This is a genomic window from Vibrio agarivorans, assembly GCF_030409635.1.
Taxonomy (GTDB): Bacteria; Pseudomonadota; Gammaproteobacteria; order Enterobacterales; family Vibrionaceae; genus Vibrio; species Vibrio agarivorans.
The window spans coordinates 328760-347893 of the sequence record NZ_JAUFQF010000002.1; the positions used below are offsets into that span (position 1 = coordinate 328760).

The 19134-nt window shown below is 47.2% G+C and carries 1 protein-coding gene; it reads left to right on the forward strand.

The genetic code is table 11. The annotated features are described in order from the left end of the window. Nucleotides 1–207: 207 nt before the first annotated feature. A complete protein-coding gene (locus QWZ05_RS07010; RefSeq protein ID WP_290297531.1) occupies nt 208–19092 on the forward strand; it encodes a retention module-containing protein in 18885 nt (6294 codons plus the stop codon). Nucleotides 19093–19134: the final 42 nt, after the last annotated feature.

The following is a 19134-nucleotide window of genomic DNA, read 5'->3' on the forward strand; positions in this document are numbered from 1 at the left end:
ATTAAAAACTGGAATTCACCTAAGCCAGCATTGAGATCCGCGTTTTTAACCCTAAGCTTTTACTAACACATTGAGCTATAATTGGCTAACATAGAAAAAACAAAATAATAACATTAGCCTATTATGCCTGTAATTCGGGCAATATTTTGCTAGGGAAATGAGTAATTTAGCATTCAACCGCCAATATGCGGTTATGAGGGGCCAAAAATGGACGTACAAGTAAACAGCCAGCGCGTGGTAGTGGAAGAAGTTGTCGGTAATGTTGTCGCATTGTCTGCCGACGGCAAAGCAAGAACCCTAGCAGTAGGTGACGTCATCAATCCAGGAGAGATTATTATCACTCCTGCAGATGGATCACTGCTTCTCTCGCAAGGAGAGGAGCAAAATCAACTTGACCCCAATTCTGTGGCTGCCATTGCCGATGGCGCTGTCAATGCTGCCCCCTTAGGCGGGGACGTCACGATTGACCCTACCCAGCAACCAGAGTTTGGCGAAGGCGATATAGCGGCAATTCAACAAGCCATTTTAGACGGCGCGGATCCCACTCAAATTCTAGAAGAAACCGCTGCGGGTGAAGCGGGAGTCGCTGCTAATGCAGGCTTTATTTCTATTGAATATGCCTATGCCGAAGCGCTAGCGGCGACTTTCTTTGAGACGGCGGCACCTTCACGAGACCAAGAAAGAGACGAAGAATTCGATGGCCGCGACACAATAGCGCCCCCGCTTGGCGGCGGAACAGTGAGCATCAGTGTTACAGAAGGATCAATTAACCGAGATACTTATCCTGAAAGCACAACAGTGACAGCCACGATAGAAGCGGGTCAGCTTCCTTTAAATCCCGCTTCATTCGTCCCCGATCCTGCCACGTTACAGTCTCTCTTAGATGAACTCAGTTCCGATATCACCTCATCCGGTGAACAAGTCGTTTTCCGCTACGACGAAGAAACCAACACAATTATTGGTGGCGCGAGTGATGGCGACGTCTTGCGTATCGAGATTGATGCCCAGCTAGTTGCTGGTGGTGATGTACTGCTCTCCATTACAACAACGGTACTTCAGCCTATTGATCATGTACCTAGTGTAGGAGACGGCGCAGTATCTATCGTTGATGACGTAATCGCCATTGATATACCGATTGTTGGTCAGGATGCCATCGGCAATGATCTGACATCACCGATCGATGTCACCGTTAGTATTCAAGATGGTGACAACCCAACCGCGACACCGGCGGTCATTGATAACGTCGAATCTAACTCAGATACTATTTCAGGAACGTTGTTCGATATCGGTAGTGATGAGCTCGAGAGTTTGGTTTTCCAACCAAGTGCGCTTGAGGCCTTTGATGGAGTATTAAGTAACAACCAGCCGACAGTAGCCACACTGTCTGAAGACGGTACAACTCTAATACTCACCTTAGAGGACTCGGATACACCACTTTTAGAAATTACGCTTGGTACGGATGGTTCGTTTACGTTCAATCAGTTTGGCCCACTTGAGCACCCTCAAGGTGACGGTGATATCAACAGTTTCGTGCTACCTGTTTCGGCAACAGATTATGATGGCGATAGTGTTGACACCACACTTACAGTAAATATCAGCGATGGTGCAGATCCGACCGTTACAGAAGTGACAGGAATTACGTTATCGGAAGCAAACTTGGCGGAGGGCAACAATCCAGATGCACCACTATTAACTGGCACCGGTACGATTACTGCCACAGCTGGAAGCGATGACATTGACCACTATGAACTTGATGTAGCAGCGTTTAACGAAAAATCACCGATAACGGCGTTCGGGCAGCCTGTTGAGTTGTCTGGCCCAGTTATCGTTGATGGTCAATACACATACACGGGTACTGTGGTGGTCGATGGCGAGACGATCGATGTGTTCAATGTCACCCTAGATGCTGAAGGTAATTACACATTTGAATTGCTAGAGCCGCTTGATCATATTGGTGACAATGGTGAGTCGTTAACTTTTGAACTGCCAGTATGCGCTATCGATATGGACGGTGATGCTTCACCTGCAGATAGCAAAGCCAATATTGCGGTTACCGTTTTAGATGACGCGCCTGTCATCAACAACGATGCCTACATCGTCATCGAACCTACTGTTGATGGTGAAAATGAAATCACGCATCAAATCATCGCAGCGGAGGGTGCCGATGGAGCGTCGGTTGTGAGCTTCGTCTACAAGGGTGAAACCGATACTACGTTTACTCTTGATCCATCAATTAGTGAAGAGCAAGCCTTTGATGTCGAGCATGGTACGTTGTATGTCACCACCGACGGTCAAATGCGCTTTGTTCCCGATCGAGACTTAGATCATTCAGAGTCTGAAAATATTCTCAGCTCGGTTGAGTTTACTGTGCGTGACAATGATGGTGATGAAGTAGTATCAACCGTGGGCTTAACGATTGTTGATGGACAAAACCCAGAAATAGAATCAACGACACCGATTAGCCTCAATGAGGCAAACCTCTCTGATGGAACAGATCCTGATAATGCTTTGGTTTCTGGAACGGGGTCTGTCACTCCTGTGGTTGGCAGTGACAATATCGACCACTATGAAGTCGATGTGAACACCTTCAATAGCAACGCTGAAATTACATCAATGGGCTTGCCTGTGGTGATCGGTGCGCCAATTGAAGTGACCGACCCTGAAACGGGTGTGGTTTCTTATGTTTATACCGCCTCGGTTACCGTAGACAACATGACCACGCTTGATGTCTTCCAGTTTACGATTGATGAGAATGGTGGCTATGAGTTTGTGTTGTATGAAGCACTCGACCATCAGGCGGGTGAAGGTGAAGACACGAATTTAGATTTCAATATTCCAGTTTATGCGGTGGATAGTGATGGAGATAACTCAGCCAATATTGATGTCATCGTTTCTGTTGCTGATGATACGCCAGTCATTGCGGATGAGGTAACGCTTCCCGTTACCGAGCCGGTCACCCCAGGAGAAAGTGCGACCGTTACTCATGACTTCCTAACCCAAGAAGGGGCGGATGGGGCGTCAGTGGTGAGCTTTGTGTATCAAGGCGATGAGACCAGTGCGCCATTCGTACTCGACCAAACCGAGACAGACTTCCAAGAGTTCACTGTGGAAGACGGTACGGTATTCATTAAAACCTCAGGTGAGATGTACTTCGAGCCAGACCGTAACCTAGACCACTCAACACTTGAGACGCTGAACACCTCAATCACCGCAACCATCGTCGATGGTGATGGTGATACTTACACGCCAGTGGCGAATATCCAAATCACCGATGGCCAAGACCCAGTGATCACCGGTGTCACCGCGATTACGCTGGATGAAGCGAACCTGGATGATGGTACGGACTCAAGCAATGCGGTTGTCAGCGGCTCTGGCACGGTGTCCGTGACGGTGGGCAGTGATGACATTGACCATATCGAGGTCGATGTGGCGGTATTTAATACGGCCGCAGACCTCGAAGCGATGGGCAAACCAGTTGTCTTAGGTCAGCCAACCGTAGAAGTCGACCCACAAACAGGTGTGGAAACGTACATCTACACCGGTAGCGTGACGCTTGACGACAACAGTGTAGTGGACGTGCTGCAAATCAGTGTGGATGGTGAGGGTAATTACAGCTTCGAATTGTACGAAGCGGTAGACCATGCCGATGGCACAGCCGAAGACGATTCATTGACCTTCAACATCCCAGTCGTAGCGGTTGACAGTGATGGTGATAAGTCGCTGTCGAACGCAAGCACCAACATTGCGGTGACCATCCTAGATGATGAGCCAGTGATTGCTGAAGAAGTGACGCTGCCTGTTACTGAGCCAGTGACCACGGGTGATAACGCAACAACCACCCATGACTTCCTAACCCAAGAAGGGGCGGATGGTGCGTCTGTCGTGAGCTTTGTGTATCAAGGTGATGCAACTAGTGCGCCGTTTGTACTCGACCAAACCGAGACAGAGTTCCAAGAGTTCACTGTGGAAGACGGTACGGTATTCATTAAAACCTCAGGTGAGATGTACTTCGAGCCAGACCGTAACCTAGACCACTCAACACTCGAGACACTCAATACTTCTATCACCGCAACCATCGTCGATGGTGATGGCGATACCTACACGCCAGTGGCGAACATCCAAATCACCGACGGCCAAGACCCAGTGATTACCGGTGTTACCGCGATTACGCTGGATGAAGCGAACCTGGATGATGGCACGGACTCAACTAACGCTGTTGTCAGCGGTAGCGGTTCGATTACTGCGACAACCGGTAGTGATGATATTGACCACTTTGAAGTGGATGTCAGCACCTTCAACACCGATGCAGGCATTACCGCGATGGGTAAACCGGTGGTATTGGGTGATCCAATCATCGTGACCGACCCACAAACCGGTGAGTCATCTTACGTTTACACTGGCAGTGTGACACTTGATGATAACAGTGTTATCGATGTACTCGAGATTTCTGTTGATGAAGCCGGCAACTACAGCTTTGAGTTGTATGAAGCGGTCGACCATGCTGATGGCACAGCCGAAGACGATTCACTGACCTTCAACATTCCAGTGGTGGCGGTTGATAGTGATGGTGATAAGTCGGTATCGAACGCAAGCACCAACATTGCAGTGACCATCCTTGATGATGAGCCAGTGATTGCTGAAGACGTGACGTTGCCTGTTACTGAGCCAGTGACGAGCGGTGATAACGCAACAACCACCCATGACTTCTTAACCCAAGAAGGGGCCGATGGTGCGTCTGTCGTGAGCTTTGTGTATCAAGGTGATGAAACGAGCGACCCATTCGTTCTCGACCAAACGGTTACTGACTTCCAAGAGTTTACTGTGGAAGACGGTACGGTATTCATTAAGACCTCGGGCGAGATGTACTTCGAGCCAGACCGTAACCTAGACCACTCAACACTTGAGACGCTGAATACCTCTATCACCGCAACCATCGTCGATGGTGATGGTGATACTTACACGCCAGTGGCGAATATCCAAATCACCGATGGCCAAGACCCAGTGATCACTGGTGTCACCGCGATTACGCTGGATGAAGCGAACCTGGATGATGGTACGGACTCAACTAACGCTGTCGTTAGCGGCTCTGGCACGGTGTCCGTGACGGTGGGCAGTGATGACATTGACCATATCGAAGTCGATGTAGCGGTCTTTAATGCAGCCGCTGATATCACGGCGATGGGCAAACCTGTCGTCTTAGGCGAGCCAACTGTAGAAGTCGACCCTCAAACGGGTGTGGAAACGTACATCTACACCGGTAACGTGACGCTTGACGACAACAGCGTGGTGGACGTGCTGCAAATCAGTGTGGATGGTGAGGGTAACTACAGCTTCGAATTGTACGAAGCGGTAGACCATGCCGATGGCACAGCGGAAGACGATTCGCTGACCTTCAACATCCCAGTCGTCGCAGTAGACAGTGATGGTGATAAGTCGGTGTCGAATGCGAGCACCAACATTGCAGTGACCATCCTTGATGATGAGCCAGTGATTGCTGAAGAAGTGACTCTTCCGGTAACAGAGCCAGTGACCACGGGTGATAACGCAACGACCACGCATGACTTCCTAACCCAAGAAGGGGCGGATGGTGCGTCGGTGGTGAGCTTTGTCTATCAAGGTGATGAAACGAGCGACCCATTCGTGCTAGACCAAACGGTTACTGACTTCCAAGAGTTCACTGTGGAAGACGGTACGGTATTCATTAAAACCTCAGGTGAAATGTACTTCGAGCCAGACCGTAACCTAGACCACTCAACACTTGAGACGCTGAACACCTCAATCACCGCAACCATCGTCGATGGTGATGGTGATACTTACACGCCAGTGGCGAATATCCAAATCACCGATGGCCAAGACCCAGTGATCACCGGTGTTACCGCAATTACGCTGGATGAAGCGAACCTGGATGATGGTACGGACCCAACTAACGCAGTTGTCAGCGGCTCTGGCACCGTGTCCGTGACGGTGGGCAGTGATGACATTGACCATATCGAAGTCGATGTGGCGGTCTTTAATGCAGCCGCTGATATCACGGCGATGGGCAAACCTGTCGTCTTAGGCGAGCCAACCGTAGAAGTCGACCCACAAACAGGTGTGGAAACGTACATCTACACCGGTAGCGTGACGCTTGACGACAACAGTGTAGTGGACGTGCTGCAAATCAGTGTGGATGGTGAGGGTAATTACAGCTTCGAATTGTACGAAGCGGTAGACCATGCCGATGGCACAGCCGAAGACGATTCATTGACCTTCAACATCCCAGTCGTAGCGGTTGACAGTGATGGTGATAAGTCGCTGTCGAACGCAAGCACCAACATTGCGGTGACCATCCTAGATGATGAGCCAGTGATTGCTGAAGAAGTGACGCTGCCTGTTACTGAGCCAGTGACCACGGGTGATAACGCAACAACCACCCATGACTTCCTAACCCAAGAAGGGGCGGATGGTGCGTCTGTCGTGAGCTTTGTGTATCAAGGTGATGCAACTAGTGCGCCGTTTGTACTCGACCAAACCGAGACAGAGTTCCAAGAGTTCACTGTGGAAGACGGTACGGTATTCATTAAAACCTCAGGTGAGATGTACTTCGAGCCAGACCGTAACCTAGACCACTCAACACTCGAGACACTCAATACTTCTATCACCGCAACCATCGTCGATGGTGATGGCGATACCTACACGCCAGTGGCGAACATCCAAATCACCGACGGCCAAGACCCAGTGATTACCGGTGTTACCGCGATTACGCTGGATGAAGCGAACCTGGATGATGGCACGGACTCAACTAACGCTGTTGTCAGCGGTAGCGGTTCGATTACTGCGACAACCGGTAGTGATGATATTGACCACTTTGAAGTGGATGTCAGCACCTTCAACACCGATGCAGGCATTACCGCGATGGGTAAACCGGTGGTATTGGGTGATCCAATCATCGTGACCGACCCACAAACCGGTGAGTCATCTTACGTTTACACTGGCAGTGTGACACTTGATGATAACAGTGTTATCGATGTACTCGAGATTTCTGTTGATGAAGCCGGCAACTACAGCTTTGAGTTGTATGAAGCGGTCGACCATGCTGATGGCACAGCCGAAGACGATTCACTGACCTTCAACATTCCAGTGGTGGCGGTTGATAGTGATGGTGATAAGTCGGTATCGAACGCAAGCACCAACATTGCAGTGACCATCCTTGATGATGAGCCAGTGATTGCTGAAGACGTGACGTTGCCTGTTACTGAGCCAGTGACGAGCGGTGATAACGCAACAACCACCCATGACTTCTTAACCCAAGAAGGGGCCGATGGTGCGTCTGTCGTGAGCTTTGTGTATCAAGGTGATGAAACGAGCGACCCATTCGTTCTCGACCAAACGGTTACTGACTTCCAAGAGTTTACTGTGGAAGACGGTACGGTATTCATTAAGACCTCGGGCGAGATGTACTTCGAGCCAGACCGTAACCTAGACCACTCAACACTTGAGACGCTGAATACCTCTATCACCGCAACCATCGTCGATGGTGATGGTGATACTTACACGCCAGTGGCGAATATCCAAATCACCGATGGCCAAGACCCAGTGATCACTGGTGTCACCGCGATTACGCTGGATGAAGCGAACCTGGATGATGGTACGGACTCAACTAACGCTGTCGTTAGCGGCTCTGGCACGGTGTCCGTGACGGTGGGCAGTGATGACATTGACCATATCGAAGTCGATGTAGCGGTCTTTAATGCAGCCGCTGATATCACGGCGATGGGCAAACCTGTCGTCTTAGGCGAGCCAACTGTAGAAGTCGACCCTCAAACGGGTGTGGAAACGTACATCTACACCGGTAACGTGACGCTTGACGACAACAGCGTGGTGGACGTGCTGCAAATCAGTGTGGATGGTGAGGGTAACTACAGCTTCGAATTGTACGAAGCGGTAGACCATGCCGATGGCACAGCGGAAGACGATTCGCTGACCTTCAACATCCCAGTCGTCGCAGTAGACAGTGATGGTGATAAGTCGGTGTCGAATGCGAGCACCAACATTGCAGTGACCATCCTTGATGATGAGCCAGTGATTGCTGAAGAAGTGACTCTTCCGGTAACAGAGCCAGTGACCACGGGTGATAACGCAACGACCACGCATGACTTCCTAACCCAAGAAGGGGCGGATGGTGCGTCGGTGGTGAGCTTTGTCTATCAAGGTGATGAAACGAGCGACCCATTCGTGCTAGACCAAACGGTTACTGACTTCCAAGAGTTCACTGTGGAAGACGGTACGGTATTCATTAAAACCTCAGGTGAAATGTACTTCGAGCCAGACCGTAACCTAGACCACTCAACACTTGAGACGCTGAACACCTCAATCACCGCAACCATCGTCGATGGTGATGGTGATACTTACACGCCAGTGGCGAATATCCAAATCACCGATGGCCAAGACCCAGTGATCACCGGTGTTACCGCAATTACGCTGGATGAAGCGAACCTGGATGATGGTACGGACCCAACTAACGCAGTTGTCAGCGGCTCTGGCACCGTGTCCGTGACGGTGGGCAGTGATGACATTGACCATATCGAAGTCGATGTGGCGGTCTTTAATGCAGCCGCTGATATCACGGCGATGGGCAAACCTGTCGTCTTAGGCGAGCCAACCGTAGAAGTCGACCCACAAACAGGTGTGGAAACGTACATCTACACCGGTAGCGTGACGCTTGACGACAACAGTGTAGTGGACGTGCTGCAAATCAGTGTGGATGGTGAGGGTAACTACAGCTTCGAATTGTACGAAGCGGTAGACCATGCCGATGGCACAGCCGAAGACGATTCATTGACCTTCAACATCCCAGTCGTAGCGGTTGATAGCGATGGTGATAAGTCGGTGTCGAACGCAAGCACGAATATTGCAGTGACTATCCTTGATGATGAGCTCATTGTGGACGATGCAGAGCTAACTGTGACTGAGCCAACAATTGATGGAGAGAATCAAGTTACCCATCAAGTGATCAACGAGCCAGGTGCAGATGGAGCGAGTGTTGTTAGTTTTGTTTACAAGGGAGAAAGTGATACAGAGTTTACTTTGAATCCTGCGATTGCAAATGATCAAGAACAGGCATTCACAGTAGAGCACGGTACTGTATATATTACGGGTGACGGAGCACTTCGCTTTGTACCAGATAGAGATTTGGAACATCCACAAGATAGCAATGAGATTCTAAGTGCAATTGATGTTACAAGTCGTGATGGAGATGGTGATACTGAGGTCGCTACGATTGATTTGACTATCGTTGACGGTCAAATACCTATTATTACCAATATCACAGCGGTTACATTGGACGAAGCTAATTTGCCAAATGGTACAGATACTGACCTGCAGGCTCTGGTGGGTACGGGAAGTTTCTCTGTTGCTGTCGGTAGTGACGATATCTCTCATTATGAGATTGATGTCGTTAGCTTCAATAACTCCAATACAATCCAAGCTTTTGGTGAAGATATTACACTTTCATCCCCTGTCATTGATGGTGATGAGTACACCTACACCGGTTCGGCATTAGTTGATGGTAATGAGATTGATATCTTTACTGTCGTGCTTGAGAAGTCATCATTGAATGATGGCAACGACGGCAAATATACCTTTACGTTACTCCAACCCATTACTCATATTGAAGATCCTGTTACAGATGGAACTGCAAGCGATCTCGCACTTGCGTTTGATTTCCCTGTCTATGCAGTCGACACAGACCTTGATAAGTCTACGTTGACTGGAGAAACAGAACCGATGGCAGCTTCATTATCTGTGACTATCCTCGATGATGAGATGATTGTTGCTGATGCTGTGTTAACCGTGGTGGAACCTACAACTGCTGGTGATAATGAAGTTACTCATCAAGTATTGTCTGAAGAAGGCGCAGATGGCGCAAGTGTTGTGAGCTTTATCTACAAAGGCACATCTGACGTTACCTTTACCTTGGATCCTGCCGTTGCTGGTGAGCAGAGCTTTGATGTTGAGCACGGTACTGTGTATCTGACAACAGAAGGCGCGTTCCGTTTTGTTCCAGATAGAGATTTAGAGCACCCTGTTAATACCAATGAGATATTGAGTGCTGTTGAGATCAAAGCGGTAGACGGTGATGGTGATAATACTGTTGCAACAATTGATTTGACCATTGTAGATGGCGACATCCCGGTCATTACAAACTCTCCAGTGCTAGAGCTTGATGAAGCTAACTTGGCTGATGGTACAGATCCAGACAATGCAGAAATCTCAGGCAGTGGAGTACTTAATGTCAATGTCGGTAGTGATGATGTTGATCACTTTGAAATCGATATTGCTGATTTTAACGACTCGAATACAGTCAAAGCATTTGGAGAACTTGTCACACTTTCTGCTCCAGTGATTGATGGTGACGAATACACCTACACGGCTTCAGTGAATGTTAATGGCGATATTATTGATGTATTTACCATCACGTTGGATAAAACGACAGCGAATGATGGTAATGATGGCAGCTTCTTATTTACGTTATTGCAGCCTGTTGAGCATATTGAAGGTGATTTAATTAAGGACGATGAACTCGTTTTCAATCTACCTGTTTATGCTGTAGATACTGACAATGACCTTTCAACCATCACTGGTGAAACGACCGCGACAGCGACAAACTTAGCCGTCACAATTATTGATGATGAGTTAATTGTACAGGACAACACTCTTGAAGTTATCGAGCCCGTTGTTGCAGGCGATAATGAGGTGACCCATCAGGTCATTCTTAAAGAGGGTGCCGACGGAGCGACTGTCACCAGTTTCGTTTACAACGGTACAGCCAGTACCACATACAACTTAAATCCAAATACAGATCCTACAGTTGAGCAGAGCTTCTCGGTTGAGCATGGTACGGTGTTCATGACAGGAGATGGTGCGTTCCGCTTTGAACCAGACAGAGACCTAGATCATACCGATTCGGAGAACATCTTAAGCCGTGTTGATGTTACTGCCACTGATGGAGACGGTGATACAGAAGTCTCTGTGATTGACCTCACTATTGTTGATGGTCAGATTCCAATCATCACAAGTGGCGGATCCGTTAGCTTTGATGAAACGAACCTTTCTGATGGCAATGAACCAAATGCTGGCGCACTAACAAAAACAGGTTCTATTACGACGACAGTAGGAAGTGATGACATTTCTTATTATGAACTCGAGCCATCAGAGTTTAATCCTGACGGTGACCTTCTATCTATGGGCCAAGAAGTGCAACTGGAGTTCTTAGGTGAATCTGGAGGTATTCGATCTTACCAAGGCTTTGTTGAAGTAGGTGGCAATAAGGTCCCTGTATTCTCTGTTGAACTGGATAAGCCAGGTTTAGGCCAATATGAAATTACTTTAATTGAAGAGTTAGACCATATTGGTATCGGTGAAGACGACTCATTAACGTTTGATCTTCCTGTGTATGCTGTTGATAGTGATGGTGACCGTTCAACGATTACAGGGCTGACAGACCCAACAGCATCAGCGATTAAAGTGACTGTCATCGATGATGAACCGATATTATTCGAGCAGAACTTAACTCGCGTTGAAGGCCAGTCGCGAGGAACTCGTTGGATGTTTGACGATCCATCAATTGGTGGTCGAGATAACGAGACAGGGGCAGATAATGGTGTCGTAACGAGCATAGAGGCAGAAGATGATCCAGCAAATAATCGAGATATCCAATTCCGTTTAGGTGATGGCACGGTAGTCGATAGTGCTGATTTGAATGGCTCAACCCTTACAGTCACAGTTGTAGAGATAGTTAATGGTGTGTCACAAGACCTTGGTAGTTTAGAGATCCGCCCTGATGGTCGCGCTCGCTTCACACCTGAAGAGTTTGTTGACCATGAGGATAGCCCTAACCTTGATTTCTCTGTCAATGTGACGGCGACAGACTTTGACCAAGATACTTCAACTGAGAAGCTCAACATTCGCATCACAGACCGCAATGCTCAAATTACTGATGCTCAGCTTGATGGTGTAGAAGAAGCAGGGCGAGATGATACCAACATCTTAGATAACTTAGATGGCCTTCCTGCTGATAGCTTAGAACCAATCAAAGTCGTTCTTAGCGTTGATTTGTTTGACCGAGATCGTGGAGAAGAGATTGGCAATGTCTTACTGAACAACATCGGTAATCACAACGGAACGTTCTATTACTATGATTCAGGAGCAGACAGTTTTGTTGCGCTTGCGACCAATTCGAATCGAGCTACGCTACTGGCTGATCAAGTTGAACAAACCATTGATGGCAATGTATCGACTGTCGAGAACCTATATTTTGTGCCTGATAGAAACTTCTCGACCAGTGAGAGTGGTATCAATATCGGTGTAAACGTTCAGATTCTGAATAACGATACTGGCGATCATAACGTTACAGGCCAGTTAAATATAAACGTTCAGAGTATTGCGGATAAACCGACTTGGACGGTTGATAGTGTCTTCAATTATACCTATTCAGACGACCCAACAGAAGACCGCTCGGTTGATGAAGACGGTAACAATGTAGAGCTGTCGATAGCGGCAGAAACTCAAGATACCAGTAATCCTGAAACCATTACGTATGAGCTTGAATTTACCTTTGGTGGTGACAATGCTGAGTTGGTGTACGGAAATGGTGCTGCTATCCCATCAACGACCGACCCTGATACGGGGCGTGTATATTATGTGGTAGATGCTGACAGAATCGATGAGGTAGAAGTCGACCCGATTGATCACTTCTCCGGCCAGATTAAACTGACAGTGACTGCAATTGCAGAAGAGTCAGAAAATGCAGTGGCAGATAAAGAGACGAAAGAGTCAGATCCGCAGGAGATCGTCATTGACGTTCGTCCTGTAGCAGATGCCGGTGCGTTTAAAGTTAATCGCATCAAGATTTTCGAAGATAATGCCACAGGCCTTGAAGACCCTACCTACGACCCAATGCAATTGAGTGAGGTGATTCAATTTACCGAGACTGCTGACATGCAAGTGGACGATTCTGAAGAATTGTTTGTGCGTATCAGTGAAGTGTCGGTAGATGGTGTGGAATTTGTATGGGCTGGCTCACCTGACCCAAGTCCAATTGTGTTTGTTGAGGTAGATGGTGGTGAGGACTACTACGAGATACCGGTAACAGCTCTTGAGTTAGTAGAAGTACAACCTACGCAGCATAGCAATGTTGATTTTGAATTTAAGGTCGAAGGCGTAGTGAGAGATACCGCTGACCTTTCGACTGGGACAGAGTTTGATGAGCGCTCACTTGGTGTCAAAACTGTTTTTGTTGATATTAAGGGTGTTGCTGATGAACCAGATGTCGTTTTAGACAATTCAGGCCCTACAACTTGGGCATTGTTTGATGACGGTGACGCGAAAGGTATTGAGACAACGATTCCTGAAAATGGTGAAGCGGTACTGAGCTTCTCAGCCGTCTCTGGTGAGTTAGCCGATCAACCTTTAGATGACTCTGAATCATTGACTGTTATTTTGTCGAATATTCCTGAAGGGGTAGAAATAGTTGATGGTGATGGAGCCAGTGTAGACCTTGTATTCGTAGGGTATGATGATAATGGTCAGCCAACCTATGAAGCCGATATTACTAACCTTAACTTCGACTCAGGTATTAAAGTAGTTCCAACGGAGTCTGCTACGGACAATATCGTTTTAACTGGGACCATTGTGGTCACTGAAAATGATGGCCACGTGCGAGCTTTTGAGCGAGAAATACGTGTGAAAGTTGAGCCAGTTATTGATATGGAGGATTACTCCAGAGATTCAAGAGGCTTTGAAGATGAGCTGATCAACATCAATTGGGCTCCAAGTAATACAGATAGACCAGATAGTGATGAGATCTTCACTCGTGTGGAAATCTCAGGAATTCCGGATGGCGCAACGGTTTTTGTTGATGGTAGTGAAGTGACTATCTCTGGTGGCGTATTAGTTGTTGAGCCAGCGGGAGGTCAGTCCGAAGAAGATTTTTCTGCGACGGCATTAGCGTCTGGCTATATTCAAATTTTGCCTCCAGAAGATAGCAGCACAGATATGCTTCTGACGACAAAAGTCACCGTGAAAGAGTATGATGCCGAGTATGTCGATAATGCAAACCCTGGTGAGGGTATCGCTGTGGCTAGTGATGACCCTGCAGATGAACCTGATCAGCCAGCAATTACCGGCACACTAACAGTTGAGGTTGTCCCTGTTGTTGAGCCTGATACTGATATTTCAGTAGTAAAGCCTAATGGAAACCCTGCAGGTACATTAGTGGACACGCAAGGTGATGGTGTTATCTCTTTTGTTATTAATGATTTGGATGCGGCAGGCCCACAAGATGAAGTATTACTGTTTGAAGATTTAGACCCTGATTCAGTAGAGCGTATCGATAGAATTATTATTGACCTAAAACCTGAAGTATTCTTGGCAAATAATGGCGATGATTATCTTGCAGACCCTGAAGAACTTTATGAACTTATCAACGGAACAACCCCGACTCAAGCTGAGCTAGACGCATTTGTTGCTCAAGGGAATGATGCACTGCTCAGTTTGTTGGAGGATGCATTTTTAGACCAGTTTTTTGTGACTGACGCTCTCAATAATGGTGATGGTACTTGGACGATTCTAGACCCTGATAATTTTAATATTACTGTGCCGAATGGTATGGCACTAGGAGATAGTATTGGTGGATCTCTAAACAGCCAGAATACGTGGACATTGGGTATTGTTGCGCAAGTGGTCGATGATGGCGATCCATCTGAAAATGAGCAAAGTGCCCCAGTACTGCGTGAAACTACTGCTGAAGTGAAGTTCCCGTCTTATATTGCAGACCCAACAGATATAGCTTCAGAGGTGGAACAGGATATATCCGATGAAGCTGTCGTGACAGGTACGGAGGATAACTCGTTCGATTTGAGTGATGCTCTTTTCTCACCTTATAATGGAACAGACAGTATCCTGTCGGTCATTAACGGTGATACTTCAGATGATGATCTTACAATTGTTGTCGACCCATCAGATTTGCCAGCAGGCTCGCAAGTAAGTGGTGCAATTTTTGATTATGTCGACAACGTATGGGTATTCAAAGCTGATGTGAATAGTGCTGGTGAAATTGAAAACTACGCAGGCTTTGTTATTACGCCTCCAGAAGATTTTGCTGGAGATTTTATCCTGCCAGTTAAAGTTGTCACAACAGATACAACCAGCGGTGATCAAAATATCTTTGACTTCAATATTCCGGTGGCTATTCACCCAGTTGTTGATGTGGAAGGTTCTGCGCAGCCAACTGATAGTGATATTACTCCAGAGCTTAGTGTTGCGATAAAAGCTACCTATGGACTGGATGCGGATAAACAGCCTACAGATCTATCCAATGATACACCTATTACTGATGGCAAGGGCTATGAAGATGGCCTGATTGAGCTCGACTTATCAGTATCTCTAGCAGACACCGATATCACGACAGATGAAGGTGAAGAATCAATTACATCGATAACCTTGACCTTAGCGGATTCAGACTCTGGTGAGTTTACCGATGCGAGTGGTAATCCATTAGGTGATGAACTGATACTATCGAGTGGCAATTATCCCGATGCTAACTTTGCTGATTTGGAGTCTGCATTAGGAAGTATTTTCTTTAAACCAGCTGAAAATTACCCGACTCTTAACGACAGCATTGTCCAAATTGATATTGCGGGCACAATTACAGATAGTGCTAAGTTTGATGAAACAAACGCGGAGGCACTGTTTGGTTTAGGTAATCTCGAGACAATTGGTGGTGAGCAACATATTGAAGTTGAACAGCCTTTTAGTGGTTCAGTATCATTTGAGGTTACCCCAGTTTTAGACCCGGTAGTTATTTCAGGCTCAGAGCCAGGAGAGGATATTCTTGTTGTTGGCGATGAGGATACCTGGATTTCATTAGGACAAGGTAGCTCTGGGCTTTCTATTGCCCTTGGAGAGGTTGATGACCCGGCTAATTTGACGGACAACTCGGAACAGTTTGTATCTGTTAAAATTACTGGAATCCCTGAAGACTTCTTACTTCAGTCTATATCGACGGATTATACTGTCAAAAATAATGGGGGTGGAGAATGGAGCATTCGTCTAAATGACCCTTCAGTGAGTTCAATAACGTTAGACGATATTCAAATCAAGCCCGCAGAGCAGTTTAGTGGTGAAGTTGACCTTGGGGTTGCGGTATACGTTCAAGAAGCTATCACCGCAGAGCCAGTAGAGTTTACCGCTGACTTTACACTTAAGGTAAACCCTGTTGCAGACACCATCGATACCGACATCGTTCAAGACACCATCTTTGTCTCAGAAGGTGAAGACATTATCATCGATTTGAATGCATCACTGGTTGATACTGAAGAATCGATTGGTGATGGCCCTAACTATGAAGAGAACGACCCTGAACAGGTTCGTATTACAATCGATGATGTGCCATTTGGTGCGTCAATTACGATTGGTGATGTCACTCTTACTCAAGCTGATGAAAATGGGTCTGCGCCGTTAGTGTTTGATATCCCTCAAGGCACGCTGATTGTCGAGTCGATGACCTTTAATTCTGGTGACTACAACCAAGACAACTGGGCGGGACAGCTAACAGTCACGCTCCAATCTACTGATACTGGGTTGGACGGTACAGTCTCTCTAGGTACTCCGGTAGTAGAGGTCTTGGATGTTGTTGTCTCACCTGTTAATGACCGCCCAGAAGTGACGATCACGAGTTCGGTTGATTCTCCGGAAGATAACCCAGCGCCCGTTACTGGCTTCAAAGTCGAAGATATTGACTCCACTTTAGATGACCCATCAGCGCCTTATGAGCTGACGCTCAGTGTTGGTACCGGCGTTCTTGAACTAGATGCTGGGTTACTAGCTACGTATAACATTGATGTAGAAAGTAGTTCAGCGTTAACGGTAACAATATCGGGAACCGTGAGTGACCTAAATGACTTCATCGCTGAAGAAGGCGTAATTTATAACCCAGTCGAACATTACTACGGCAATGTCGATATCACCATTGTGGCTGATGACTTGGGTAATAATGGTGAGGTGATAGCAACTGATGATAGCACCTCAAGTGTAAGTGCTCCTGCGGTACTGACTCTGAACATTACTCCGGTAAACGACCAGCCTACAACTGACAATGTTGTGTTGGACGACATTACTGAGGATAGCGGTTCGATACAAATTACGGCTACTGAGCTTCTTAGCCAAGCCGGCGACATTGAAACCGACGTTGCGAATCTTGTTGTGACTGCATTGGATGTGACAGATTCGGCGATGGGTGTTGTGGTGGATCAAGGCGGTGGTATTTGGAGCTTCACACCTGCAGAGAACTACTATGGCCCTGTGACATTTGATTACGTTATTACTGATAACGGTGCAACAGACACGGGAGATAATGTACTTGATGTTGCGGGTACCGCTTCACTCAATGTCTTGCCTGAAAATGATATGCCAGAAACCAGTAATGTGACCCTAGCTGATGTTCTGGAAGACTCTGGTTCAACACAAATCACCCAAGCTGACTTGTTGGCGCAAGCAAGTGATGTCGAGACTGATGTTGCTAACTTGGTTGTTTCATCTTTTGATGTTACAGATTCAGCGATGGGCGTAGTTGTTGATCAAGGCGGAGGTGTTTGGACTTTCACTCCGGCTGATGACTTCTATGGCGAAGTGACATTTGATTACGTGATTACTGACGATGGGGCAACCAACAACAGTGATAACGTATTGCAAGTGGCAGGAACGGCGTCGCTTGATGTGCTAGCGGTTAATGATGCGCCGACAGTTGATGTGACTGCAGCAACTAGCGTGATTGATGAAGCGATTGGTCAGAAAATCACAGGCATCTCTATTGCTGATATTGATTACGACGCAGCACATAGCGACGATGACATCACAGTGACTCTCGTGGTTGATGATGGCCTATTGAGTGTCTCTCCAGCGAGCCCATCCGGTGTGGCTGTTACAGCAGTGACAAATGGTGTCGAGCTAGTTGGCTCTCCAGATGATATCAATGCGTTATTATCTGATGCTGACCCAAGCAATGGTGTGTTTGTTGATGCAAGTGGTGTCAGTGGACTTGAAGTTGAGCTCACCGTGACAGTCAATGACGGTGGCGTCTACTATGAGAACGCGGCAGGAATGGCGTTGGAGGCAGAAGAGTCGTTCACTATTAGTGTTACGCCTGCCATTGTTAATGATGCGCCAACGCTTAGCTTCGATTCAAGCCTAAGCTATGGTCGTCAAATCTTTGCGAGTCGTGCAGCGGCTAATCAAGGCATTGCACTGATTGGACTGGTAGCCATGTTGGTGGACAGTAACGAAGTTCTCTCGATAGAGATTTCTGGCGTGCATGAAGATGCGTCGATTGTTTCGAACAATGGTGCGATATCGGTGACAGACCTTGGTGGAGGTGTTTGGAGTTTGACGGCGAGCGATCCTGCTTTGTTTAATAACCTAGAAGGTGTGACCGTGGTCGATTTACCAAATGATCAGCATACTCTGGATTTTGTTGCTATATCGACTGAGTCGGACGGCTCAGAAGCACGCTCTCAATCAGAGTCAATATCAATATCTGTCGATAATGGCGCAAATAACTTTGACATTGAAGGTGAGGCGAATGACTCATGGATCATTGGTCGAGCCAATGGCTCAGAGATGATTGGTGGTGATGGTGATGACGTGATTCAAGGTGGCAATGATGATGATATTCTCATCGGTGGCCCTGGCGATGACCTTCTGATTGGTGGTGGTGGAGAAGATATCTTCCGCTGGACAGAGGATTCGGTTTCTGAAGGTTCAACTGACACTATCCAAGACTTTAGTTTGTCTGATGGTGACGTCATTGACTTGAGAGACGTTATTGAAGATTTGTCGGAGGATGAATCAATCGCAGACATACTCGATAACGTGTCAGAACAAATCGAAGCGAGGCTTGTTGATGACAACGTTGAGTTGGATATCACGACAGATGACGATGTGCATCAAACCATAGTGGTAGAGAACGTGGGTACACAAGTGAATCTATCTGGCTTAGATTCTGATGGTATTGTGAATGCATTGCTGCAAAATAACATCATTCAGCACGGCAGCTAGCCTTTTATTGTGATACTGAGTTGATATAGAAAAGGGAGGACG